This is a genomic window from Niallia sp. M35, assembly GCF_050971705.1.
Classification (GTDB): Bacteria; Bacillota; Bacilli; order Bacillales; family Cytobacillaceae; genus Niallia; species Niallia circulans_A.
This window is the reverse complement of record NZ_JBPCEP010000003.1, coordinates 281,003-305,030: the sequence shown is the minus strand read 5'-3', so window position 1 is coordinate 305,030 and position 24,028 is coordinate 281,003. Positions and strand designations below refer to the sequence as shown.

Here is a 24,028-nt window from a genome sequence, read left to right as displayed (position 1 = left end):
ATGTTACGATCATATGTTGAAGATAAGGTAAAAATTTTGTTAAAACCCTAATGATTTTATGAAGTTTTGTTAGACTTATCGGAATTTTTTACTTTTTTATCCCTATTCGTTATACTATGGTAATGAGTAGGAAAGGCAAATTTAGAAGTTGAATATGTTAGTCAGAAGAAATGATTTGAATTTTGTTACTACGTGGATTGGCAAAAAATTTTAGAGGATTATTGCAAACAGTTTATTTAGCATAGCATGAACATGCTCTGTTTCAAAAATCTAGTTATGGTAAAAAAAGATAAATATACAGCTTAAGAATACGGAAATTCTGACAGTCGTGTTTTTTGGCTATCACTTCTAAAAATAATCATTAGGAGGAACAGCAAAATGACAAAGAGGTTAGAAGACAAAGAGATTAAATTAATCGCACTAGATATGGATGGTACTTTATTAGATGAAAAAGGAGAAATTCCAGAAGAAAATAAAAAAGCGATTAAAGAGGCCCATGACCAAGGACTGCATGTTGTATTAAGTACTGGTCGAACTATTGCAACTTGTAGAGATCATGCAAAAAGTCTGTTATTAAACTCTTATTTAATAACGGTAAATGGTAGTGAAATATGGGATATGAATGGTAATTTAATCGAAAGAAATCTTGTCGATGCAAGCAATATTCAATGGATGTGGGAATTAGCACAACAGCATAAAGCTAAAATGTGGGCTGCTAGTTGTGAGAAAGTCTGGGTAGATGAAATGCCAGAAGACATAAATAAATCAGAATGGCTCAAATTTGGCTATCATATAGAAGATGATAAAGTTCGTGAACAAGTCTTAACAAGTTTAAACGAGAAAAAATGCTTTGAAATCAGCAATTCTTCCCCAGTAAATATTGAAGTCAATGCGCTTGGTATAAATAAAGCAAAAGGACTTAAAAAAGTATGTGAACTTTTAGATATTACAATGGATCAAGTACTAGCGGCTGGAGACAGTTTAAATGATATTAGCATGATTAAAGAAGCAGGAATAGGCGTGGCAATGGGAAATGCACAAGATATAGTGAAACAGACAGCAGATGTTGTTACCTTGACGAATAATGATAATGGTGTCGCTTATGCAATCAGAAAATGGGCCTTAAAAAAAGAAATGGCCGGGATAAAAGAATAATCACTTACTGACAAATAGAACAAAAATTTTTTTGCTATTCTTATAAATTTCAAAAAACGATTGAAACAATAGTGAAAACTGCTTATAATTAGAAAAAAGAAAATCGAACGAAGCGAAAGGATTAGTATGTGAGAACCTTTCATAAAAGAGAGTGAAGTTTATAAGCTGAAAGACTTCATAATGAAAGAACACAGAACCTGCCTCTCAAGTCCTACTACAGTAGGCGCATTTCTTGCGTTATCAGACAAAGTGGAATCAATATTTATATTGGTTCAATTAAGGTGGTACCACGGAAAGCTCATTTTCGTCCTTTTAATAGGATGAAAATGAGCTTTTTTAATTTGGGTGTATTCGGAGTAACTTAGTACGGAGGAAATCAAATGGAGAAGAAAAGAATTGTTGTAAAAATCGGGAGCAGCTCTCTTACAAATACAAAAGGAGCAATCGATCAATCAAAGCTAAGTGACCATATCGCAAGCATTGCAAAATTAAGAGAATATGGGCATGAAGTACTTTTAGTATCATCTGGAGCAGTGGCTGCGGGCTTTGGAAAACTCGGCTATCCTTCAAGACCAGTTACATTGAAAGGGAAACAGGCAGCAGCAGCAGTAGGTCAAAGCTTGCTAATTCAAAGCTATAATGAACAATTAAGTAAGTTTGGGATTGTTCCCGCTCAAGTATTACTAACAAGAAATGATTTTTCCAAACGTGATCGCTACCGAAATGCTTATTCTACATTAACAGAATTATTAGAAAGAAATATCTTACCAATTATAAATGAGAATGACACTGTATCTGTAGAAGAATTAACGTTTGGAGACAACGATATGTTATCAGCCCTTGTTAGTGGACTTGTCCATGCCGATCAATTAATAATTCTCACAGATATTAATGGCTTATATGACAAAAATCCAAAGGAAGATGCCTCAGCAAAACGGATTGATTATTTGCCTGAAATAACGGTGGAATGGAAGGATGCTGCGAAAGGATCTGGGTCAAAGGTTGGAACTGGTGGCATGAAATCAAAGTTGATTGCAGCAGAAACAGCAAATTCCTTAGGAGTAAAGGTTTTTATCGGAAAAGGCGAGGGGGAGAAGAAGCTCATCGATATTATAGAGGGGAAAGGAGACGGAACCTATATTGGTTCAGATGCTTTATCATCTATAAACAGTAATCGTCAATGGATATCCCTTCATTCTACAGTAGAAGGAAGTCTGTATGTGGATGAAGGAGCAGAAATGGCGTTGCTAAATAAAGGTGGGAGCTTGCTTCCAGCCGGTATTTATAAAGTTGAAGGGCTCTTTGAAAAAGGAAATGTTGTCGAAGTCTATGGTGAAAAAGGAGTTATCGGTAAAGGGGAAGTACTCTATTCTTCTGAAGAGCTAAAAGCGATTATTACACAAAGAGCAGAAGAAAAAACAATGATAAAACATCCTAAAATCGAAGTTATTCACCGTGACAAATGGGTGAAATTATAAAAAGGAGAGATGGAAAATGGGCGAAGTATATCAAAAAGGTAAATTAGCAAAGAATGCAAGTTATCAATTATTAAATAAGACAACGGAACAGAAAAATGCAGCTTTATCTTTTATTAGTAAACAATTAATAGAAGATCAAGAATTAATAATAAAAGCAAATAAAATAGATCTGGAAAACGGGAAAGAAAATGGTCTATCTTCTTCTGTTTTAGATCGAATTATGCTGGATGAAAAGCGGATTAATAATATGGCCTTAGCACTAAAAGAGTTAATTAAACTGAATGATCCAGTTGGTGTAGTGGTGGAAGAAATCGAAAAAGAAAATGGCTTAAAAATTATCAAGAAAACTGTGCCAATTGGCGTAATGGGAATGATTTATGAGGCGAGACCAAATGTAACGATTGATGCAGCAAGTCTTGCTCTGAAAACAGGGAACAGTATTGTCTTAAGAGGAAGTTCATCTGCTAAGCAATCAAATCTGGCTCTTGTTGACACAATCCATCGCGCGCTGGAGAAATCCGCAATTCCAAAAGAAGCAGTCCAGCTAATTGAAGATACAAGCAGAGAAACAGCGAAAGAACTATTTCATTTGAAAGAATTTTTAGATGTATTGATCCCTCGTGGCGGCAAAGGGTTAATTGATACGGTAGTAAATGAAGCAACCGTTCCGGTCATTGAAACAGGAGCTGGCAATTGCCATTTATTTATTGATGAAACCGCAGAGTTAACTATGGCCCTTGCGATTAGTTTGAACGGCAAAACGCAACGTCCATCAGTATGCAATGCCTTAGAGACTATTTTAATAGAAACAAAATGGTTTGCTCAACATGGATTAGCACTATTAGAAGCACTACATCATAATGGTGTGGAGATTTATGGAGATGAAACTGTCTGCACTACTTTTTCTTTTGCAAAAAAAGCGACAGAAGAAGATTGGTATACAGAATACTCTGCTTTGAAAGTAAGTATAAAAACAGTAGATGGAGTGACAGAAGCAATTAACCATATTAATACTTATGGTACTAAGCATTCAGAAGCGATTATTACAGAAAATATTGAAAATGCCGAAACTTTTTTATCAGGAGTAGATGCAGCAGCAGTCTATCATAATGCTAGTACAAGATTTACAGATGGATTTGAATTTGGTTATGGGGCGGAGATTGGAATCAGTACGCAAAAACTGCATGCTAGAGGTCCAATGGGATTAAATGCTTTAACATCCTTTAAATATTTTATTTATGGAGAAGGTCAAGTTAGAAATTAATTGCTGGCAGTTTACACCAGGGTATGTCATAGTTCACGAAGATTGGATGATGTTATTGGAATATTTAAGTATTTTATTACCTATTTTCTTTATTTTTTCCGTTGGTTTCATTGGACAAAAGATGCTTCATATTGATATAAAATCTGTTTCAGCTGTATCTGTTTATTTGATGACGCCGTTGTTGTCTTTTAGCGTTTTTTATGAAACAACTTTTACAATAGACTATTTGTATATGACACTGTACGCATTAACGTTAGTATTAAGTATTGTCGCGATCGTTTACATTATTGGATTTTTTAGAGGTTATTCGGTTAGAAAGACATGCGGAATGATACTATCCTCGGCATTTATGAACAACGGTAATTATGGAACTCCGCTTGTTTTATTTGTTTTCGGAGAGCCAGGCTTGCACTATGCAGTTATCTTAATGGTTATTCAGCAATTAATTATGGTTACGATCGGTGTTTATTATGCAGCCAAAGGCTCTGTTGATGATGGAAATGGGAAAGATACTTTAAAAAAAGTATTAAAAGTACCAGTTATGTATGGAGCAATTCTAGGAGCAGTCTTGCATTCTCTTCATCTACCGATTGGAGCAACGATGCTTGAGGCTATTAAGCTAGTTGGCAATGCGGCGATTCCAACCGTCATGCTTGTTTTAGGAATACAGCTTGCTAATGTCCGTCTAAAAAATATTTCTTATCGCCCTCTATCTGTTTCATTGTTACTTAAACTTATAGTATCACCAGTGATTGCATGGCTGCTAACGCTTGTATTGCCAGTAGATGAGATATTAAAACAAATAATGATTCTGCTTGCTGGAATGCCAGCAGCAGCAAACACAACCCTTTATGCTGTCCAATATGGAACAGAACCTGATTTTGTATCAAGTGCAACCTTTTTTAGCACATTAGCTAGTTTAATAACATTGCCTGTTATTTTGTCTCTGATTTAATCATTATTGTAAAATTGACAGGGGATATCAGTTTTTCTGTTTAAGATCAGAGATGGGGGAGAAATATTCCATTTTATTTTAAACCTGAAAATTATGTGAGTATGCTAAGACATGTTCGGATAATTATTCGGGTTTTTACTCGTTTTTTTAGAAGAAAATAGCATTTGAAAAAAGAACTGGAATGAAAGAACCAATTCATACGTTAAACTATATACAATGGCTAAATGAAGAATGCTAGTCTTTAAAGGCGTAGATTTGAGCAAAAAATTAGATTGGAGAGTCATATTTCATATTGCATTATAGCGATAGGAACGATACAATACTAACAAAGTACATTTTATTTCTAGGTAGGTGAAAATATGTTCAATAGAGAGCTAGTAAAAGGGAGTACATCTTTAATACTTCTACAGCTATTAGCAGAGAAAGAAATGTATGGTTATGAACTAGTCAAAGAAATGGAAAAAAGAAGTGATTATTCTTTGCAAGTAAAAGAAGGGACCTTATATCCCGCTCTACATAAATTAGAAAAACAAGAATATGTAGAATCTTTTTGGAAAGAATCAGAAAAAGGACCAGCAAGAAAATATTACCGAATTACCGATTCTGGTCAGCAAATATTGGAGCAAAAAACAGCAGAATGGAAAAACTTTGTGCAAACGATTGATAAAGTGATTGGGAGAAAGGGAATATGATTTCTTCAAAAGAATCCTACATGAAACAGCTGCGGGATTTACTCAAAGATCATGAGCAATCTGAAGAAATATGCATGGAGTATGAACTTCATCTAATAGACATATTGGAAGAGATTGCTTTTGAAAAACAATGTTCAGAAGAAGAAGCGTTAATTATGGCAATCCAAAGATTAGGAACACCACTAGAGGTTGTTGCCATGTATCAAGAAGAGTTAAACATGACTGCGAAAAAAACGCAATGGAATTTCTTTTTCGCTAATTTGTTTTTCTTTGTCGGCGGAATTGGTTTGACGATCATTTATCATCGCCTATCTAATCCAACAATCAGTAAATTATGGTCACTCTTAACCAGTATTCCATTTTTTCTTATTGTTCTTTACTTATTCTTTTGGCTTTTACTTGGATATGAAGTAGGCAAGGAATTTGGCCTTGGCGGAAAAAAACTTTTACTGAAGACATTTTGTATTTCATTAGTTCCTAATCTATTGCTTATGTGTTCCGTTGTCTTTAAGATTATTCCATTAACACTCTTTGATCCATTATTAACACCGGAATTTGTCCTTATCTGTATTTCTTTTACGATAATGTTATATCCAATATGTTATCTTGCCTTTCGCTATGGAACAACAAGATCGGTATAAGTTGTTCTTTTGTATACTACCTAGTATTACTGTGCAACGAATTTCTTTTTATTTCACTATATAGATAAACTATGTAAAGGGAGGGAAAATAACTTGAACAAGAAAAATTTCATTTATTTTATAAGCTGTTTTTTACTGGCAATTATTGCAGAAATAACGCTATTTACAGAGACAATTGGAATTTCCCTTAGTATTTTTGTTGTTGTTTTTTATGTTTTTTATTTTTATCTAACGAGGAAACAAACGCACACACATCGTTTAATTGGTATATATCTATTTGTGTGCATATGGCTATTATCATTGTCTTTTGTTTTCATAGCTAATCCTTCTTTTTATTTCTTTAATTTTATTGTTATTTTTAGTTTAATTGGTTTTCATACCACGTTATTAACAAGTCCTTCTTTTCTTAGTTGGTGCAATACCGATGTTTTCTTTTATTTAAGAAAGAAAGTCTCTTCCTTTTTTAAATTAGGAAAATATTTAACCTTTCTAGTATGGAAATCAGTAAATGTACGTTCTGATGAAAGGAATTATATCGCTATAAAAAGAATAGTATTAGGAATGGTAATTGTAATGCCGATTTTAATGTTATTAATTTTCCTGCTTAGTTCCTCAGATCAGCATTTTAATAATATGATGGTAACCATAATCACCCGGCTTTTTTCATTCCATATAGATGGAATAAGTACATTGCTAAGAATAGGTTTAATATTTGTTTTTCTATTACTATTCATGAAGACAATTAGTAAAAGGTCGATTATTATTCCAAGCGAAAGAAAAGGAAAACAAGGAAGATGGGAGCAAACAACTTTATTAACCATTTTACTTTTCATTAATGGGCTGTATATATTTTATACCATCGTACAGTTCCAATACTTTTTCAATGATGTATTATTGAATGGTTTTACATATGCTACCTATGCGAGAAGAGGATTCTTTGAACTTATTATCGTGACTGTGATTAACATATCAATTATTTTGTTAGTAAATAGCTTTGCTAAAAAACGCACTCTTTTTTTAAAAATATTTTTATCCTGTTTAATTGCTTTTAGCTTTATCATTCTTTTGTCTGCTCATTTACGATTATCTTTATATGAACAGGCGTATGGATATACATATTTACGTTTATTTTCTCATTCCTTTATTTTACTCTTAGCGGTATTTTTCTCCTTCACATTGATAAAAATTTGGATGAAGAAAATTCAACTTATGCGTTTTTTCTTATTATTTTCCCTGTTATATTACTGCAGCCTGAATGTCATGGATATCGATCGCATAATCGTTAGCAAAAATTTGCAGCGGTTTGAGGAAACAAACTTAATTGATTTTCTCTATATAGATTCTTTATCTTATTCAGCTATTCCGGTTCTAGTAGATTATTACGAAAAAAATCCTGATATGGAGAGCGTAAAACAATTATTGCTTGCTAAAAAGGAACGCCTTCAGCAGACAGATCAAAAATGGCAGAGCTATAATATCGTGGAAGACCGTGCAAGAAAGTTACTTAATGCAATGGAGTTGCCTAAGAAAGTGCCTGAAAATCATGAAGAGAATAAATATCGATTAGAAGAATAATTTTTTTGACCCCGTATCTTTTTCGCTACCTGAAACGTTCTATATATAAACAGTAAAAGGAGGGATTTATCAATGAGGATGGAAATGCAAAATATAAAAAATCTGTATCAAAAACTCGATTCCTATTGTCGGTATCTTTCCTTAGATAAATGGGAACGAGAGGATTTAATTCAAGAAGCCATTTTAAAAGCGATGGAAAATTATCAAGATAAAGATATTACACCTGCTTTGCTTAAAAAAATAGCTGATAATCAATGGATTGATAAAATAAGAAAAAAACAAGATATTATTGGTATCCAAGTAAAGGAACCAAGAGCAGAAGAAAAAAATTTAACCTCTATGATGCTGGCAGAATTTCTATCTGAAAAATTAACCTTTAAGCAAGGGATTGTCTATCTGCTCGTAGAGGGGTTTCAATTTCGCTTAAAAGAAGTTGGAGAATTATTAAATATAACAGAAACTGCTGTGAAATCAGTATTGTTCCGAGCCAGGAATCAAGTGAAAAAAGAGGCGATGATCGTTAAAAATCAGCATGATGAAGATAAGGAAAACATGCAAAGGATGTACTATGAAGTACTTAAGAGAGAAGATCCCGCTATTCTAATTAATTCAATCTATAAAAACATCCTTTTAGCTAAAGAAGATAAAAAATATTTGTCTCAACAGCCTATGCTTATAGCCGCATAATAATAGAATACAGGAGGTTAATAACAATGAGTACTATTCCTTATGTTATTGAACAATCAGCAAATGGAGAAAGATCCTATGACATATATTCAAGACTTTTGAAGGATAGAATTATTATGATTGGGGATGAGATCAATGACCAAGTTGCTAATAATATCGTGGCTCAGCTGCTATTTCTTTCAGCAGAAGATCCAGAGAAAGATATTTCTATATATATCAATAGTCCTGGCGGTTCCACCTCTGCTGGTTTTGCTATTTATGATACGATGCACTATATTAAGCCAGATGTTCGGACGATTTGTACAGGAATGGCAGGATCCTTTGGTGCGTTATTACTTCTTGCTGGTACGAAAGGAAAAAGATATGCCTTACCGAATAGCGAAATTATGATTCATCAACCATTAGGTGGAACGAGAGGGCAGGCAACAGAAATTGAAATATCTGCGAAACGAATATTAAAACTTAAAGAACATATTAATCGTATTATGGCAGAGAAAACGGGCCAGTCTTTTGAGAAAATAGCAAATGATACAGAAAGGGATTATTTCATGAGTGCTGAAGAAGCAAAAGAATATGGCATTGTCGATGAAATAATTAGCGTGAAATAAAAAGAGGCGGAGCAAAAGGAGTCTAACCGAATATAAAACCGAACGAATATACGGCGATAGTTAAAGGGTAGCGTATATTTCGTTTGGTTATTTGTTTTTTGGTAAAAGTATTGTAGTAGCGGCCTATTCCATTGTGATCTCCGAAGCAGGATCTAGGAATTCTCGCGGCTTTCTTAAGAGAGTATCTAGACTTCTCCCTTTTAGTTAAATTCTTTCTTTCTTTCTTTCTCTCTCTACTTACATTATACTATTACTAACAGTACTATTTATAGACTAGTTTTTTTATAATTTCCCACTATACTAATATTGTTCTACAAAAATGAAAATAATAATTTAGGAGTGCATTGAATGAATATTAAAACAAACGCTTTAGACAATGGCCCGTTTTTTCATGGTACGAAAGCAGAACTGAAAATTGGCGATTTATTAGAACCTAATCACCTATCAAATTACCAAGATAAAAAATCGAACCATATATATTTTACTGCAACGATTAATGCTGCTAAATGGGGTGCTGAATTAGCAAGGTCTACTTCAAAAGAACGTATTTATATTGTAGAACCATTAGGTGAGTTTGAAAACGACCCGAACGTAACGGACAAGAGATTTCCGGGAAACCCAACTCGTTCCTATCGTTCTAAGTCTCCTTTGAAAATAATAGCGGAGTTAGGCGCGTGGGAAAGACATTCTGATGAAGAAATAAATCATATGCTTGAATCTTTAAAAAAATTAAGCGAAGCAGGAAAAAATGTAATTTACGATTAAGTCACATAACGATAGAGAAGATTAGCGTCTAGCTTCATTTCATGTATAATAGAAAGGGCATATGAAAATATTAGGTCGGAAAGTTAAAGGTGGCAAAATGGAAATCGTAACAGTACAAATTGAAACACCATTTGAGAAAAATTTATTAAATGGAAATCCCTTAATTTATAAAGAAGCTATAAAAGCTAATATTTCTCTTGAAGAAGGGCAAATAATAGATGTTGTAACAAAGAAAAACAAATTTATTGGCAGAGGATATTATGCCATTCAAAATAAAGGAATTGGTTGGATTTTGACAAGAGAAAGAAACATTCCTATTGATGATTCTTTTTTTGAAAATCGATTAAAAAAAGCAATTGATAAAAGAGCAGCCTATTTTAAGGATCCTGAAACGACAGCATTTCGGATCTTTAATGGGGAAGGCGATGGAATCGGAGGCTTTTCTGTTGATCTTTACCAAAATTATCTGTTAATCCAATGGTACAGTATTGGCATTTATAAATATAAAAGCTGGATTGTTGAATCGTTGCAGCGATTATTAGAAATAGACGGAATCTATGAGAAAAAAAGATTCGATGATAATGGAACATATATGGAAGACGATGATTTTGTGGTTGGTAAAAAAGCTGATTTCCCCCTTACTATTTTAGAAAATGGGATTAAATACGCAGTAAACTTGAATGAAGGTGCGATGACAGGAATCTTTTTAGATCAAAAAGATGTCCGTAAAACAATTCGAGATCAATATGCAAAAGGGAAAAATGTTCTAAATACTTTTTCTTATACAGGGGCTTTTTCGGTTGCGGCAGCTGTTGGTGGTAGTTTATCGACTACTAGTGTTGATTTGGCAAATAGAAGCAAGCAGAAAACGGCAGATAATTTTCTGTTAAATGATATTGACTTATCGAGTCAAAAAATTATCGTAGAAGATGTTTTTCACTATTTTAAATACGCAGTGAAGAAACAACTAAGCTTTGATATGGTCATTCTAGATCCTCCTAGTTTCGCACGTTCAAAAAAGCATACTTTTCGCGCAGCAAAAGACTATACTAATTTACTTAAAGAAGCAATTGCCATAACCAATAATGGCGGAATTATTGTCGCTTCCACTAATTGTGCAACCTTTGATATAAAGAAGTTTAAGGGATTTATTGATGCTGCCTTTCATCATCAGAAAGAAACATATCAAATAGTTGAACAATTTGGTTTACCTGCCGATTTTGCGAATATTAAAGAAGTAACAGAAAGTAATTATTTAAAAGTTGTTTTTATAAAAAAACTAAAGTGATATCTTAGAATATTATTTTCGATTTGAAATATCAAAGAAGGATTTTGCTGTTCAATAGCAAAGTCCTTTTTTATGAAAAAGAAGGGTTTACGTGGTTTAAAAACACTTGTAATCTTATAGAGAAAGATTCCTTTTGCTTGGCTATGCTTTGAATAAAATATTTTTTGTTTAAAAGGAGAACGGAAAAATGACAATTAAAGCAATTATTTTTGATTTGGATGATACACTACTATGGGATAAAAAAAGTGTACAAGAAGCTTTTTTTAAAACATGTAAATTGGCAGAAGAAAAATATAAAATTTCTCCTGTACGTTTAGAAGAAGCTGTGCGGAAGGAAGCCAGAGCTTTATATGAAGGTTATGATACATATGAATTTACGAAAATGATCGGGATTAATCCCTTTGAAGGACTTTGGGGAGAATTTCTTGAAGAACATGCTTCTTTTCCAATAATGAGAGAGATTATCCCGGTTTACAGGAAAGATGCATGGACAAAAGGATTACTAGCACTCGGAATTGATGATCCCGAATTTGGCGAAGAATTAGCGGAAGCTTTTCCAGAAAACAGAAAGACATCTCCTTACGTATATGAAGAAACATTTTCTGTCCTTAATCAATTAAAGGGTAAATACTCATTGTTATTATTAACAAATGGATCGCCTCATTTGCAAAATACTAAGCTATCTATTACACCAGAAATTTCTCCTTATTTTGATCATATTGTAATTTCTGGCGATTTTGGCAAAGGTAAGCCTGATCCTTCTATCTTTGAGCATGCTGTTTCTTTAATAGGTGTAGATAAAACTGAATGCTTAATGGTGGGAGATAATTTAATGACAGATATTTTAGGGGCTAATCGGGCGGGAATAAAGTCCGTTTGGATTAATCGCGAAAAGGCTGCAAAGCAGGATGTACTGCCCACATATGAAATACATCACCTTGAAGAATTATTCGCTTTATTAGATTAAGAAAGAAGAAAAGACTAGTGATCATTGGAGACATTTTGCCTCTTATGACGACTAGTCTTTTCATTTTTTAATTCATTATTGTGATTGTTCATTGTGATTGTTCGTTAGGTAATATATGTCTAAAAGGAACAGGTGAAGCTAAGATGACGGAAGTATTAATAGTGCCATAAGGAATTAAGCGGTCGACCAAGTTTCTCATTCCGTCAATTCCAGAAACAGCTGCTTTAATAATATAACTGACAGTACCGGTTACACGATGGCATTCAATAATGTCTGCTTCTGTTTTAATAAATTCCTCAAATGCATGTGGTTCTTCTTTTAGTTCACTGATTTGAATGTATAAAAGCGTTTCTCTCCCCAACTTTGCAGGTGAAATTCGGGCGCTGAATTCTAAAATTATCCCCTTTTCTTGCAATCTTAATAATCTTTCCGAAACACTCGGGCGACTCAAAGCTAATTTTTTGGATAAATCACTAACCGTAATTCTGGCATCTTCTTGTAAAATTTTTAGTAGTTGTATGTCAACCTTATCCATTTTAATGAATACTCCTTTTTGCAAAATGAATGTAATGATGCATATATTTATGCGAAATAGAGGAAGTACAAGGTAATTACATTCATATTGGTATGTAAAAACACTTCGATATATTCTATCATTATATATGTAAGAATTCCACCCTAAAATCACAAATTTTTAGGATTTCACCGATAAATCCTCGTTTATCTTCCGCTTATCATGATTACTATAGGAGTGTGTGGCATTGAGAAAAATAATTGTAATGATGTTTGGTTGTTTAATTACATCATTCGGTCTGTTTTTATTAAAAGGGTCAGCAATTGTTACTGGTGGAACAGCAGGACTCGCATTAAGTATCTCTTACTTATTACCTATTTCATTTTCCATCTTATTTACTTTAATAAACATACCGTTTTATATTTTATCCTACTTTAAAATGGGGAAGAAATTTACGTTATCCACCATCTTAGCTGTATCCTTAGTTACTTTATTTTCCTATTTATTATCCATCATTCTACCGCCGCTCGCTCTATATTCCCTACTAGGGTCTATCATCGGTGGCTTTATTATTGGAATAGGAACTATTATTTTGTTTATGAATGGTTCGTCTTTAGGGGGAGCACAAATTCTGTCTATTACGCTTCAAAAACAATTAAATTGGAATATGGGAAAAACAAATTTTATTTTTGATTCAATTGTTATTTTAATTGGCTTGTACAGTGTAGGATTAATTAGAGGTCTTTACAGCATTGTGTCAGTATTTATCATTTCGTTTATGATGAGTACGTTTAAGGAAAAAATAGCTAAAAGAAATACGAGTAATGCTAATATCGAAAAAGTTAACTCTGTGGTTGAAACACAATCTGTTTAACAATAGGAACCCCTAACTCCCCTCCTTCATATGAAAGAGGGGAGTTAGAGGGTTGTTTTTTGTTATAATAAAAAGGATATTCTTTATATTCAATATTATAATAAGGAAAAATAATTGACAGTGATAATCATTTTCATTTAAAATGTAAACAAATAACGAAATGAATAGGAAGGTGTAAGATATAATGAAAAATGATTTCATTGTTTTAGCTCCATTTCAATATATGATCGAATGTACCTGTCCTAGACCTGAACATACATTCATTCTTGATTTACATAAAGGGGATATCATTACCATTACTGAAGAAAAAAAATACGTTGATTCGCTTGGCTGGCTACTGCTTGTTATGGTAAATGACTATAGTTTCTTCATGTTTATCGATGAAATAGAAGAGTTTATTGCGAATAAAAAGATTACTTCCTTAATGGATATGGAATTAAGAATGAATTATTTAGAATATAAAGTAAATGAATCGTTAGATGGCTTAAATAAAGAGCAATTTGAGCTTTTTGCCAAGGAGCTTAATGATTTAAAATCCATTCAAAATGAGCTTGCGTTGATTTGATTATATAAATTTTCAAGAGTAATCCATGTAGATAAATTGGATTGCTTTTTTATTTTTATAAACGGATAGCGAAACAATCTAGTAAATCCTATGAAAGAGCCAAGGAGATTTTTTACAAAAGAAACAGAAAAAATGAATTAATTCAAACATAAAGTCTTGAATATTTGCAAACGTCTTTCTAGAAGATTACAATGGGATAGTATTATGAAGAAGGCAAATGTTCGCTTAGGAGGATTATTAGATGAAAGTCAAAATAAACAGACACGCTGTTAAAGTACTTAATCAAATGTTAGAAAAGGCTGAAGAAGGAGAAATGATTCGTGTATACATAACAGAGAATCATGGAAACCATGCACATTACGATTTAAAATTGGACAAGAAGACAGAACATGATGAAGTGGTGCAGTCTGATAAAGATATTCCTATTTTATTAGATACAAGAGATGCAGATTTCTTGGATGGTGTTTGGATTCAATATTTCCATGTTCCACAGCCAGGATTCACTATTTATAATCCATCAAAAGAACAACATCATCATTAAAAAAACAGGAAGTGGAAACACTTCCTGTTTTTTTATATTTGCTTTTGTCCTCATTTTAAATGAGATATTTCCATACTGATTGTTATATGTTATAATTAACTCCTAAATGAAAGTTGTTCTGTATTTAATCCGTCACTTTTAAGCGTAACAGAGCATTTAGGTTTACATATTTCATTTTTTAGGCTATATACTTTAAATGACATAAATGATGAGAATCAAGAAAAAATAATATTTAGGTCTCATATGTTCCCATAAATCTACCAGAAAATTTACATAAAAATCCAAAGGAAGTTAATTGTTGTATGATTAATATAAAAAATAGATGATTTCTTAAAGATCTATCTTATCTATCTATTAATTATCGATTTTTGTTAATGAATTTTTAAAAGAATAATGATAGGATTAATGGTAATAAAGTATTTATGTTAAAAAATTTAGATTAAGGGATGGTAATCTAATGACAACAACGATAAAAGGAAATGAGAGCAGTTTACCTTTACGAAAAGATGTGAAACACCTTGGTAATATTCTTGGTGAGGTACTTATCCACCATGGTGGCCAAGAATTATTAGACAAGGTAGAAATAATTCGTAAATTAGCAAAAGAACTGCGGGAAACGAATAATGAACATACATATAACCAATTAAAGTTCGAAATGGAAAGACTAGATAAGCCAGTTCGCAGACAAGTTATTCGAGCATTTTCGAAATATTTTCATTTGGTGAATGTTGCTGAGTTAAATCACCGTATACGTCGTAGAAGAGAATATCAGCTAAGTCAAGAAAAAGGTGTACAGCCATATTCCATTGATCGTGCAATCATGGCATTTAAACAAAAGAATTTATCTGAAGAGACCATTCAAGAAGTCTTAAATACTCTTTCACTTGAACTTATTATTACAGCACATCCAACAGAATCAACAAAACGTACGATTTTAGAATCGCAAAAGAGAATTGCTAATATCTTAAAACAACTTGATAACCCAATGTTGACGAAGAAAGAGAGACAGCATTTAAACGATGATCTCTTTGAAGAGATAACGATCATGTGGCAGACAGATGAATTACGGCAAGAGCGTCCTACCGTAATGGATGAAGTTAGAAATGGTCTTTATTATTTTGAGCAAACATTATTTGATGTATTGCCAGAAATCCATCAAGAGGTTCAGGATGCACTGGATGAAAACTATCCTAATTTCGAATGGAAAGTACCTAATTTCTTATGGTTTGGTTCTTGGATTGGTGGAGACCGAGATGGTAACCCAAATGTAACACCTGATGTTACATGGCAAACACTGCATAAACAAAATGAATTAGTCATCCAAAAATACATTCATGCAGTAGATGAATTGATGAAGAGATTCAGTCATTCTACTAATCGTGTTAAGGTTAGTTCAAAGCTTATTCAGACAATTATGGAGGAAGAACAACTATATCTTACACCAGAAAAGAAATGGCCAGTTGAAAAAGAAGTTTATCGCCGGAAATTTTCAATTATTTTAGAAAGATTAAAAGAATATGGCAAATCTGAAAAAGGCTATGTGAAGGCAGAAGAGCTACTTGAAGATTTATATTTAATTCAAGAAAGCTTCGCCTTGCATCAACCAAAAGCCCATCAGCAAAAAGATTTACAAAAATTAATTCGACAAGTGCAATTGTTCGGTTTTCATTTAGCAACTCTGGATATTCGTAATCATAGTGGAGAGCATGAGGCAGCTATAGATGAGATTCTGCGTAAAGTTGGCATAACAGATAATTATAAAAATTTACCAGAAAATGAAAAAATAAGAATTCTTGAATCTGTTTTGAATGACCCTCGTCCTATTCTTTTATTAAACGAAGATTATTCAAATGAAACACAGGAAATGATTAGCACATTTAACATGATTAGAGAAGCACATAAGAAATTTGGAGAACGAGCTATTAATGTTTATTTAATCAGTATGACCCAGTCGCCAAGCGATATTCTTGAAGTACTTGTATTAGCAAAAGAAGCTGGAATTTATCGACTGCATGCGGATGGAACCGTAGAAAGTCACTTAAATGTAGCACCATTATTAGAAACAATTGATGATTTAATCGCGGGACCTAAGATTATTGAAACATTATTCCGCATGCCGGTTTATCGAGAACATTTAAGACAACATAATGACCAGCAGGAAATCATGCTAGGATATTCTGATGGCAGTAAAGACGGTGGCACATTAACAGCAAACTGGAAATTATTTAAAGCTCAGCGTGAAATTCACGAAATGGCTAGTAACTATCAAATCGGCTTGAAGTTTTTCCATGGTCGTGGTGGTTCACTTGGTCGCGGCGGCGGTCCGTTGAATAAGAGTATCCTATCTCAACCAGGTGAAACATTAGGGGATGGCGTAAAAATTACGGAACAAGGGGAAGTATTATCCTCGCGCTATTTATTAGAAGATATTGCTTTTAGAAGCTTGGAGCAAGCAACTTCTACATTGCTCATGGCAATTGCTCATATTTCAAAGGATATTAGCGAACATAAAGAAGAGAGAAATCTTTGGGAAGATTGCATGGAAGAAATATCTGCTATCGCGCTTGCAAAATATCAATCATTAGTTTTTAATGACCCTGATTTTATGACTTATTTTAAAGAGGCAACTCCTTTAAATGAAATAGGAAATTTAAAAATTGGTTCACGGCCAATGAGCAGAAAAAATACAACAACTTTTGAGAATCTTCGTGCTATTCCATGGGTTTTTGCATGGACTCAAAGTAGACAGCTTCTGCCCGCTTGGTATGCTGCTGGTACTGGATTAACAGAGTTTGCTCAGCAAAAGCCAGCTAATATTGAAATTTTAAAACAAATGTATGCAAAGTGGCCATTTTTCCACTCGACAATTGATAATTTACAAATGGCCTTGATGAAGGCAGATTTAACAACTGCTAGAGAATATTCTTCTCTTGTGGAAAATGAAGCAATCGGCAATCGGATTTATCAAAATATTAAAGAAGAATATGATAAGACAAGAGCTATTTTATTAGAAATCACTGGTATAGAAGAATTACTTGATCACACACCTTCTATTCAAGAGTCTGTTTATAGAAGAAATCCATATGTAGATCCATTGAATTTCTTCCAAGTTGATTTAATTAAACAGCTTCGTGAACAAGAAGTTCTTGACAAGGAATTACTGAATCAAGTTCTATTGACCATTAATGGTATCGCTGCTGGTTTACGAAATACAGGCTGATTTGAGGATAGCCTGAAAAAAAGATGAGTCTAATCTCAGACTGTAGACAAACTCCTTGAAATTCGAGGTTTTGTCTATGGTTTTTTTGTATAACCTCTTCTAATGGAGTGGTGTTTCCGCTACAGGGTTTTGCTTTCATATATGACAAAAGGGGATCAGAATGAAAACATTCTGATTCCCCTTTTGTTGATAAACTGAGAGGACAAATTAATATTACTCCTCTTTTTATTTCCCAAAATTATTTATATGATGCTAAAAATTCTTCTACCTGTTCAGGTGTTTTGGCATTGGCGCTGTGTAAGTGTCCAATTTTTTCACCGTCTTTAAAAACTAACAGACTTGGAATTCCCATGACATCATACTTTTCAGCTATTTCAGGAAGCTCATCTTTATTTAAACTATACCATTTTTTGTCATTATTTGCTTCCATGATTTCCCCAATGAACATATCCATTCTTGTACAATCAGGACACCAAGTGGTAAAAAACTTCACAATATTTGTATCACCATTGTTAATAATTTCCTCAAATGTTTCTACTGTTTTAATTTCATTCATATCTTTAAGCTCCTCATTAAATAAATTCCAAATAACTATGAAAAGTTACTACAATTTTTATTATACACATGAAACGTATTTCTTTCCTCCAAAATGCATTCTTTTCTCTAAGCATTTTATTTGCATTATAACGTTAGAAAGATAAGAATATACAAGGTAGGAGATGAAGGATGCAAACAATATGATATTGCCATTATAATTTATATTTATGCAGTTATTTTTTGACCCCTTATTTCGTTATAATAAATGAAATGTTGTCATATGATAAAGAGGGTTCATTTTGCGGTTTCAAGTAAGAGGAGGTAACAAATGAGTTCAACAAAAATAAACATCTCACCAGTGGAAAATACGTACATACGCTTAATATTAGCAATAGAGAATATGGATAAAGAGAAATTAGTAGATCTAGGTGATTCCTATTTACTAAAAGTCAATAAGAAAAATAAAAGCGGTAACGAACTTCACTTTTCCATGCTTTTTAACAAAAAGTTGATAAACAAAGTAGCAAGAAGTACGAATCCAACTGTAAATATTACAAAAAATAAACATCTTATCTCTCTTGAAATCACTATTATGCTTGATTTAACAGAGCCAATAAAAGAAGAGAATTTTTTCTGGATAAAAAAAGAATTTGCCAGCACTCCAGCATTTGAAATCTCCTACAAAATGAATGAAGAATATTTTGATAAGAAAATATTACAGCATCTGAACAAAGAAGCAAATGAGGAAAGTACAGAAGTTTAACAAAAAAGGATCAGTTTCCGTTTTAGGAGACTGATCCTTTTTGTTAAGGAATGATTACTTATTCTTCGATTAATCCAAGCCATTTTAAGCCATTGTAAATACCTGAATCGGTAACAGATGTGGTTGTATGCTTAGCATAGGAAAACAACAACTCATGTGCATTCCCCATCGCGAATCCTTCTCCAACTACTTGGAGCATTTCTTTGTCATTTAGGCCATCTCCAAAAGCAATAGAAGCTTCTTTCTCGATTCCTAATCTTTTTAAAATAAGGGAGACAGCAAACCCTTTATTTACTTTATCACTAATAACATCATAGGAATGTCTAAATCCATCGATATTAACTTGTGATAAGTGGATATCAGGGAAATCTTCGTATAGTGAAATATCTTCCTCTCTTAAATTGATTATAGTAATTCCTAGAATATTCGCTTTTTCATCTAGAGTAAAAGCTCTATTTTGCTTTAAGTGGAATTTTGCACTAAATTGTTTTGTCATTTTCCCTTCAGGGTGGGAAAGTAAATTATGAGTATTTGTATATAAAATTAGTTCATTTCCTTTTTCATTGGCAATATCTAAGTATTTCGTGACCAAGTCAGGACTCATCGGTTGTCTAAAAACATCTTTTCCATTATGTATTGCATATGCGCCATTATAACCGATAAACGATTCTATGGCGAGTGTCTCTCCAATATGTGATATTTCATGCAGTGGTCTTCCAGTTGCTAAAAAGACCTCTAATCCTTTTTCTTTCATTAATTGCACTGCTTTTTTTGTGGAATCTTGGATCGTATCTTCTGGTGTTAAGATAGTTCCATCAATATCTAGGAACAAAACTTTATAAGTAATTGACATTTTTACCTCCATTAAATTTACATTTCTTCAATACCATACTACCATATAAAAAGGACAAATGAAAAAGAGTAACCAAAAAGGGAAATTATTTGGCTACTCTTTCAGCAGAATTTAAATGTTATCCATTATTTGAAAATTTTCCACCAGGATCTCCTTTTTTCTTGAGCAGCTGCGGCATGACGAAATGTTTGTACAAGTTCTTGAAAACTTCTTTCTCTTTGTTTAATTTCTTTATTCAGTTGTTCTCTTTCTAGCTGCAATGTTTCCATAAAATATTGATCATTTTCATTTAATTGCTCGACTGTTTTGTTTAGCTCTTCATTTGATTTCGAGAGATGCTCAATCATTGATTTAATTTCTTTTGCGGAAGAAACATTAGATGTCCATTGTTTCGAGTAGGTTTTTCTTTCAGCTTTCGAAATTTGGGAAAGTTTTTTGATTTTCGTTTGAATTTCTTCATATTTTGTTGTCGTAGTTTCTGCGTTTTTATGTAAAAGTTCGGAAAATTCATCTAAATGTTCGGATGTTTGTGTCTGCGTTTCCTTTACTGTATTAGTAATATGGGAAATTGTTTCTTCATGACCAGCTTTTATTTCCTTTGAGATCGTTTCTAATACCTCTGTTTTAATCCCATTTCTAATTTCATCTTTCACTTCTTCAAGAAAATCTTGTTTATAATTTTCCAAGGAAGAAAGTAATAGGTGAAAGTTTTGTTCTGTAATTTGTGATTTCGCCGTCTCAACAGGTTCTAAAGCTCCCTTTTTAGGAAGCAATTCGATGATTGTGTTTTCGCTTTTTTCTTTTATTTCCACAATCTTTTCTTTCTTAGGTCTGTTAAGGAGCATTGTTAATGTTTCTTTTACTTCAGCTGTTTTTCGTTTCTCTTTATATAAATTTTTCACCTCATGTAGGAGGGTTATTTCTTTTTCGGTATAAATACGTGCTCCTGTTTTGGTTCTAGGTATCACGATAATTCCTTGAAATTCCTTTTCCCATTGTTTTAGCATTGTTGGCGTTGTCGTCAGTTTTTTTGATGCTTCACCTATCGTATATGCTTTCATTTTTTCTCTCTCCTTTTGAATAATCAATTTAATTGACCATCTTTACTGTATGTATTTAGAGAAGCGGGAATTAATTTCCTGCAACAAGACAAAAGCTATCAAAACTTCTGATTAGTTGACAAATTTCCCACTTTTTCTAATTTAGGAAACGATATTATTAATTCCTTTCTTCATTTATGTGTAGGTATGTTCATAAATGTATAAACTAAGACAATCGAAAGGTGTGCTCGGAGAAAAGGGGAGACTTACATATGAAAAAGAAATTCTTTGTTAGTATTTGTATTACTTTTATCCTTTTTATACATGCCAACCCTCTACTTACAAAAGCTTCTGATGAAAATCACAAGGAATCTATCTTTCCACTTCGAATTTTAGAAACAACGGATATTCATTCCTATCTTTTAGATTATAATTACGAAGAGAAAAAGAAAACGATTGAATATGGATACAATCGTGTTGCAAGTTTAATATTGCAGGCAAAAAAAGAACAAAGAAATACAATGTTGTTTGATGTAGGGGATGTAATAAAAGGAAGTCCACTTGCTGAATATGTAGCAAGTTCGCCGATGTTTTATTCTAGTGATATTCATCCAGCCTATAAGAGCATGAATTTAATGGGATATGACGCGGCAACGGTAGGGAATCATGAGTTCAATTTCGGATTAGATTTTTTGTTAAATACACTAATAGGGGCAGATTTTCCCTATACGAATGCCAATATTTATGTAGATGATCATAATGGTTATGAACAAGATGATATTCATTTTTTTCAACCTTTTCTACTATTAGATAAAATATTAGTAAATGATCAAGGAAAAACGGAAAATATTAAGGTGGGTGTCATAGGATTAATTACTCCAATAACCGGGGTATGGGACAAGGAGCATTTGGAAGATAAACTTATCATAAAAAATATGCAAAAAACAGCAGAAGAAATTGTCCCACAAATGAAAAAAGCTGGCGCAGATATAATTGTTGCTTTAGTGCATGCCGGTTTATATTCTGATCAATATTGGCCAAAACAAGGGAATAATGTCAGAGATATTAGCAAAGTCAAAGGAATAGATGTTATTCTTTATGGTCACTCGCATGGTATCTTTCCAGTTAAAGGAGAAAAAGGACCAAAAGGTGTTAACCATGAAAAAGGTATAATTAATGGAAAACCGACGGTCCAGGCAGGAAACTGGGGAAATCACCTTGGAATAATTGATTTAACGCTTAAGAAGAAAAAAGGAAAATGGGCAATTGTTGATTCAAAATCAACTGCAAAACCAATTATTAGGATTATAAAAAACAAAAAAATACCGATTGTTTCCCCAATGCCGCAATTGGAATATATTCTTTCGCGATATCATCAAGATACATTAGAGTATATAAACAGTAAGCAATTACTAAATCATTTTGATTAATATATTCGCAGAAATTTCAATATACAGGCAATAAAGTTGAAGGGAAGAACGGAACAGCTTTATAGTAAGTAGAGAGAAGGGGTTGGATATATGGGAAAAACATTACAGGAAATAAAATATTCCGTTCTTGATTTAGCACCGATTAGAGAAGGAAGCAATGCTGCTGAAAGTTTTAAAAATAGTTTAGAACTTATTCAACATGCTGAACAGTGGGGTTATAACCGCTATTGGGTAGCTGAGCATCATAGTATGCCTGGAATTGCTAGTAGTGCTACTTCGGTATTAGTTGGCTATTTAGCTGGGGGTACAAGCAAGATTAGAGTCGGAGCAGGCGGAATTATGTTACCGAATCATTCGCCTTTAGTTATTGCTGAGCAATTTGGTACATTAGAATCTATGTACCCCAATCGTATTGATTTAGGTCTTGGAAGAGCGCCTGGCAGTGATCAACTGACGGCAAGGGCATTAAGACGTTACCATCAAAGTGATGGAAGTGATTTTCCTGAATTGCTAGAGGAATTAAGAACGTATTTTAAACCATATGAAGAGACGAATTTACCAGTAAGGGCTATACCAGGGGAAGGGGTAACGATACCGATTTGGCTGTTAGGCTCTAGTGACTTTAGTGCTAGATTGGCTGGTCAACTTGGTCTGCCTTTTGCATTTGCTAGTCATTTTTCGCCAGACTATACGATTCCTGCACTTAATACTTATTATCAATCATTCTGTCCATCAGAAATTTTAACGAAGCCATATGTGATGGTTGGAGTGAATATTATTGCAGCAGACACGGATGAAAAAGCGGCCTATCTTGCTTCATCTTCTCAGCAGCAGTTTTTAAGTCTTATCCGGAACAAGCCGACACAACTGCAGCCCCCAGTTTCCAATATGGAGGAGATGTGGAGTACTTATGAGAAAGCTATTGTTCACAAGCAATTGAAAGCATCTATTATCGGCTCCAAAGATACAGTTACTCAGAAATTACAAACATTTTTAGAGGAAACCCAAGCGGACGAAATAATAATCAACACACAAGTGTATTCTCAATCTGAACGTCTTCGTTCATATGAAATTGTAAAAAATATTTTAAAATAAAAAGGCTGTAGCAAGTACAAAATGATATTATTTCATTTTGTACTTGTTTTTGTGTATGATAAAGCTATAGATATTTTGTCAGCTGTAAATACTTGGAGGGAACTGTTGTGAAAACAACTATGAAGTTGGTTAATCAAGAAAAAATCAAACAGATTTTAAAACAAATGGTCGATGATGCTTATGCTAATATAAAAGGAGAAGAGGTTTTACTTTGTATGGAATGTTGTGACGTAGATTTATACGTTGCGGCAGAATCTTGCGAACCATTTATAGAGGCAGTGAAAGTAAACTTTGAACTTGATGATTTAGGTGAAATTATGGATAGAGAAGCATACCACATATTAATGAGGGAACTCGATGAATACTATGTGGATTTACATGTGAAGTCTGGCTATTATGATTATTTTCCAGCAGGCACATATAAAGTCGATGGGAGAGAAGAGGAGTCAGAAACCAATGTTCTGGCACCTAAAGGAGTATTTTATGCGCCGTTTGAAGACGCGGTAATTAAATAGATTCTT

Annotated in this window: 24 protein-coding genes; 20 read left to right on the top strand and 4 right to left on the bottom strand. The window is 33.2% G+C overall.

Annotated elements, in window-relative coordinates; translation table 11 throughout:
- Positions 1 to 378: 378 nt before the first annotated feature.
- The 12 genes from NiCM35_RS05315 (at position 379) to NiCM35_RS05260 (ending at position 12,075) form a co-directional block, all read left to right on the top strand.
- A complete protein-coding gene (locus NiCM35_RS05315) occupies positions 379 to 1,155 on the top strand; it encodes a Cof-type HAD-IIB family hydrolase (protein WP_095328921.1) in 777 nt (258 codons plus the stop codon).
- Between the two features lie 380 nt (positions 1,156 to 1,535).
- Positions 1,536 to 2,633 (top strand): glutamate 5-kinase, encoded by a 1,098-nt coding sequence (proB, locus tag NiCM35_RS05310; RefSeq protein ID WP_095328920.1) that lies wholly within the window; start codon positions 1,536 to 1,538, stop codon positions 2,631 to 2,633.
- 16 nt (positions 2,634 to 2,649) lie between these two features.
- Complete coding sequence (locus NiCM35_RS05305; protein WP_095328919.1) at positions 2,650 to 3,897, top strand: glutamate-5-semialdehyde dehydrogenase; 1,248 nt, start codon at positions 2,650 to 2,652, stop codon at positions 3,895 to 3,897.
- A 55-nt stretch (positions 3,898 to 3,952) separates the two neighbouring features.
- A complete protein-coding gene (locus tag NiCM35_RS05300) occupies positions 3,953 to 4,852 on the top strand; it encodes an AEC family transporter (RefSeq protein WP_095328976.1) in 900 nt (299 codons plus the stop codon).
- A 359-nt stretch (positions 4,853 to 5,211) separates the two neighbouring features.
- On the top strand, positions 5,212 to 5,544 hold the full coding sequence (locus NiCM35_RS05295; protein WP_095328918.1) for a PadR family transcriptional regulator: 333 nt from the start codon (positions 5,212 to 5,214) through the stop codon (positions 5,542 to 5,544).
- The gene (locus NiCM35_RS05290; RefSeq protein WP_095328917.1) at positions 5,541 to 6,185 is read left to right on the top strand and encodes a hypothetical protein; all 645 of its coding nucleotides are present in this window, start codon (positions 5,541 to 5,543) and stop codon (positions 6,183 to 6,185) included. Before NiCM35_RS05295 ends, NiCM35_RS05290 begins: the two co-directional genes overlap by 4 nt.
- A 93-nt stretch (positions 6,186 to 6,278) precedes the next feature.
- Positions 6,279 to 7,760, top strand: coding sequence for a DUF4153 domain-containing protein (locus NiCM35_RS05285; protein WP_095328916.1), 1,482 nt, complete (start codon positions 6,279 to 6,281; stop codon positions 7,758 to 7,760).
- Positions 7,761 to 7,832: 72 nt separating this feature from the next.
- The gene (locus NiCM35_RS05280) at positions 7,833 to 8,447 is read left to right on the top strand and encodes a sigma factor (protein ID WP_433778831.1); all 615 of its coding nucleotides are present in this window, start codon (positions 7,833 to 7,835) and stop codon (positions 8,445 to 8,447) included.
- A gap of 26 nt (positions 8,448 to 8,473) precedes the next feature.
- The gene (gene clpP, locus NiCM35_RS05275) at positions 8,474 to 9,055 is read left to right on the top strand and encodes an ATP-dependent Clp endopeptidase proteolytic subunit ClpP (protein ID WP_433778829.1); all 582 of its coding nucleotides are present in this window, start codon (positions 8,474 to 8,476) and stop codon (positions 9,053 to 9,055) included.
- 348 nt (positions 9,056 to 9,403) lie between these two features.
- The gene (gene arr, locus NiCM35_RS05270) at positions 9,404 to 9,820 is read left to right on the top strand and encodes an NAD(+)--rifampin ADP-ribosyltransferase (protein ID WP_095328913.1); all 417 of its coding nucleotides are present in this window, start codon (positions 9,404 to 9,406) and stop codon (positions 9,818 to 9,820) included.
- A gap of 97 nt (positions 9,821 to 9,917) precedes the next feature.
- Positions 9,918 to 11,108 carry a class I SAM-dependent rRNA methyltransferase gene (locus NiCM35_RS05265; RefSeq protein WP_095328912.1) on the top strand — a complete coding sequence of 397 codons (1,191 nt, stop codon included), beginning with the start codon at positions 9,918 to 9,920 and terminating at the stop codon, positions 11,106 to 11,108.
- A gap of 187 nt (positions 11,109 to 11,295) precedes the next feature.
- Complete coding sequence (locus NiCM35_RS05260; RefSeq protein WP_095328911.1) at positions 11,296 to 12,075, top strand: HAD family hydrolase; 780 nt, start codon at positions 11,296 to 11,298, stop codon at positions 12,073 to 12,075.
- An 88-nt stretch (positions 12,076 to 12,163) separates the two neighbouring features.
- On the opposite strand, the gene NiCM35_RS05255 is transcribed toward NiCM35_RS05260, so the two are convergent.
- Positions 12,164 to 12,610, bottom strand: coding sequence for an Lrp/AsnC family transcriptional regulator (locus tag NiCM35_RS05255; RefSeq protein WP_047940607.1), 447 nt, complete (start codon positions 12,608 to 12,610; stop codon positions 12,164 to 12,166).
- Positions 12,611 to 12,836: 226 nt separating this feature from the next.
- Between NiCM35_RS05255 and NiCM35_RS05250 the strand changes: the two genes are divergently transcribed.
- The 4 genes from NiCM35_RS05250 to ppc all read left to right on the top strand — a co-directional run bounded on the left by NiCM35_RS05250 (position 12,837) and on the right by ppc (position 17,789).
- Positions 12,837 to 13,463, top strand: a complete 627-nt coding sequence (locus tag NiCM35_RS05250) for a YitT family protein (protein WP_095328910.1) — start codon at positions 12,837 to 12,839, stop codon at positions 13,461 to 13,463.
- A gap of 184 nt (positions 13,464 to 13,647) precedes the next feature.
- Entirely contained in the window at positions 13,648 to 14,028 is a 381-nt protein-coding gene (locus NiCM35_RS05245) for a hypothetical protein (protein ID WP_095328909.1), read from the top strand.
- 241 nt (positions 14,029 to 14,269) lie between these two features.
- Positions 14,270 to 14,569 carry a heme biosynthesis protein HemY gene (locus tag NiCM35_RS05240; protein ID WP_061796239.1) on the top strand — a complete coding sequence of 100 codons (300 nt, stop codon included), beginning with the start codon at positions 14,270 to 14,272 and terminating at the stop codon, positions 14,567 to 14,569.
- Between the two features lie 457 nt (positions 14,570 to 15,026).
- Positions 15,027 to 17,789 (top strand): phosphoenolpyruvate carboxylase, encoded by a 2,763-nt coding sequence (ppc, locus tag NiCM35_RS05235; protein WP_095328908.1) that lies wholly within the window; start codon positions 15,027 to 15,029, stop codon positions 17,787 to 17,789.
- A gap of 238 nt (positions 17,790 to 18,027) precedes the next feature.
- Here the strand turns inward: ppc and NiCM35_RS05230 are convergent, their stop codons facing one another.
- Entirely contained in the window at positions 18,028 to 18,345 is a 318-nt protein-coding gene (locus NiCM35_RS05230; RefSeq protein WP_095328907.1) for a thioredoxin family protein, read from the bottom strand.
- 309 nt (positions 18,346 to 18,654) lie between these two features.
- Between NiCM35_RS05230 and NiCM35_RS05225 the strand changes: the two genes are divergently transcribed.
- Positions 18,655 to 19,089: a hypothetical protein gene (locus NiCM35_RS05225; RefSeq protein WP_095328906.1), complete on the top strand. Its 435-nt coding sequence runs from the start codon at positions 18,655 to 18,657 to the stop codon at positions 19,087 to 19,089.
- Between the two features lie 58 nt (positions 19,090 to 19,147).
- Here NiCM35_RS05225 and NiCM35_RS05220 read toward each other — a convergent pair whose 3' ends face one another.
- Together NiCM35_RS05220 and NiCM35_RS05215 are read right to left on the bottom strand one after the other, a co-directional pair.
- The gene (locus NiCM35_RS05220) at positions 19,148 to 19,942 is read right to left on the bottom strand and encodes a Cof-type HAD-IIB family hydrolase (protein WP_095328905.1); all 795 of its coding nucleotides are present in this window, start codon (positions 19,940 to 19,942) and stop codon (positions 19,148 to 19,150) included.
- 125 nt (positions 19,943 to 20,067) lie between these two features.
- Positions 20,068 to 21,003, bottom strand: a complete 936-nt coding sequence (locus NiCM35_RS05215) for a helix-turn-helix domain-containing protein (protein ID WP_433778824.1) — start codon at positions 21,001 to 21,003, stop codon at positions 20,068 to 20,070.
- A 251-nt stretch (positions 21,004 to 21,254) separates the two neighbouring features.
- On the opposite strand from NiCM35_RS05215, the gene NiCM35_RS05210 reads away from it, so the two are divergent.
- The 3 genes from NiCM35_RS05210 (at position 21,255) to NiCM35_RS05200 (ending at position 24,022) form a co-directional block, all read left to right on the top strand.
- Entirely contained in the window at positions 21,255 to 22,412 is a 1,158-nt protein-coding gene (locus tag NiCM35_RS05210; RefSeq protein WP_095328903.1) for a metallophosphoesterase, read from the top strand.
- Between the two features lie 90 nt (positions 22,413 to 22,502).
- On the top strand, positions 22,503 to 23,507 hold the full coding sequence (locus NiCM35_RS05205) for an LLM class flavin-dependent oxidoreductase (RefSeq protein WP_123257729.1): 1,005 nt from the start codon (positions 22,503 to 22,505) through the stop codon (positions 23,505 to 23,507).
- A 107-nt stretch (positions 23,508 to 23,614) separates the two neighbouring features.
- Positions 23,615 to 24,022 (top strand): hypothetical protein, encoded by a 408-nt coding sequence (locus NiCM35_RS05200; RefSeq protein WP_095328901.1) that lies wholly within the window; start codon positions 23,615 to 23,617, stop codon positions 24,020 to 24,022.
- The last annotated feature ends 6 nt before the right edge of the window (positions 24,023 to 24,028 follow it).

Bases quoted from the DNA above. Each gene is read 5' to 3' on its own strand.
- NiCM35_RS05240 (WP_061796239.1), top strand. From the start codon at position 14,270: ATGAAAGTCAAAATAAACAGACACGCTGTTAAAGTACTTAATCAAATG.
- NiCM35_RS05305 (WP_095328919.1), top strand. From the start codon at position 2,650: ATGGGCGAAGTATATCAAAAAGGTAAATTAGCAAAGAATGCAAGTTAT.
- NiCM35_RS05205 (WP_123257729.1), top strand. From the start codon at position 22,503: ATGGGAAAAACATTACAGGAAATAAAATATTCCGTTCTTGATTTAGCA.
- NiCM35_RS05255 (WP_047940607.1), bottom strand. From the start codon at position 12,610: ATGGATAAGGTTGACATACAACTACTAAAAATTTTACAAGAAGATGCC.
- clpP (WP_433778829.1), top strand. From the start codon at position 8,474: ATGAGTACTATTCCTTATGTTATTGAACAATCAGCAAATGGAGAAAGA.
- NiCM35_RS05295 (WP_095328918.1), top strand. From the start codon at position 5,212: ATGTTCAATAGAGAGCTAGTAAAAGGGAGTACATCTTTAATACTTCTA.
- NiCM35_RS05245 (WP_095328909.1), top strand. From the start codon at position 13,648: ATGAAAAATGATTTCATTGTTTTAGCTCCATTTCAATATATGATCGAA.
- NiCM35_RS05280 (WP_433778831.1), top strand. From the start codon at position 7,833: ATGAGGATGGAAATGCAAAATATAAAAAATCTGTATCAAAAACTCGAT.
- proB (WP_095328920.1), top strand. From the start codon at position 1,536: ATGGAGAAGAAAAGAATTGTTGTAAAAATCGGGAGCAGCTCTCTTACA.
- NiCM35_RS05225 (WP_095328906.1), top strand. From the start codon at position 18,655: ATGAGTTCAACAAAAATAAACATCTCACCAGTGGAAAATACGTACATA.
- NiCM35_RS05265 (WP_095328912.1), top strand. From the start codon at position 9,918: ATGGAAATCGTAACAGTACAAATTGAAACACCATTTGAGAAAAATTTA.
- NiCM35_RS05215 (WP_433778824.1), bottom strand. From the start codon at position 21,003: ATGAAAGCATATACGATAGGTGAAGCATCAAAAAAACTGACGACAACG.
- NiCM35_RS05315 (WP_095328921.1), top strand. From the start codon at position 379: ATGACAAAGAGGTTAGAAGACAAAGAGATTAAATTAATCGCACTAGAT.
- ppc (WP_095328908.1), top strand. From the start codon at position 15,027: ATGACAACAACGATAAAAGGAAATGAGAGCAGTTTACCTTTACGAAAA.
- NiCM35_RS05210 (WP_095328903.1), top strand. From the start codon at position 21,255: ATGAAAAAGAAATTCTTTGTTAGTATTTGTATTACTTTTATCCTTTTT.
- NiCM35_RS05290 (WP_095328917.1), top strand. From the start codon at position 5,541: ATGATTTCTTCAAAAGAATCCTACATGAAACAGCTGCGGGATTTACTC.
- NiCM35_RS05260 (WP_095328911.1), top strand. From the start codon at position 11,296: ATGACAATTAAAGCAATTATTTTTGATTTGGATGATACACTACTATGG.
- NiCM35_RS05230 (WP_095328907.1), bottom strand. From the start codon at position 18,345: ATGAATGAAATTAAAACAGTAGAAACATTTGAGGAAATTATTAACAAT.
- arr (WP_095328913.1), top strand. From the start codon at position 9,404: ATGAATATTAAAACAAACGCTTTAGACAATGGCCCGTTTTTTCATGGT.
- NiCM35_RS05220 (WP_095328905.1), bottom strand. From the start codon at position 19,942: ATGTCAATTACTTATAAAGTTTTGTTCCTAGATATTGATGGAACTATC.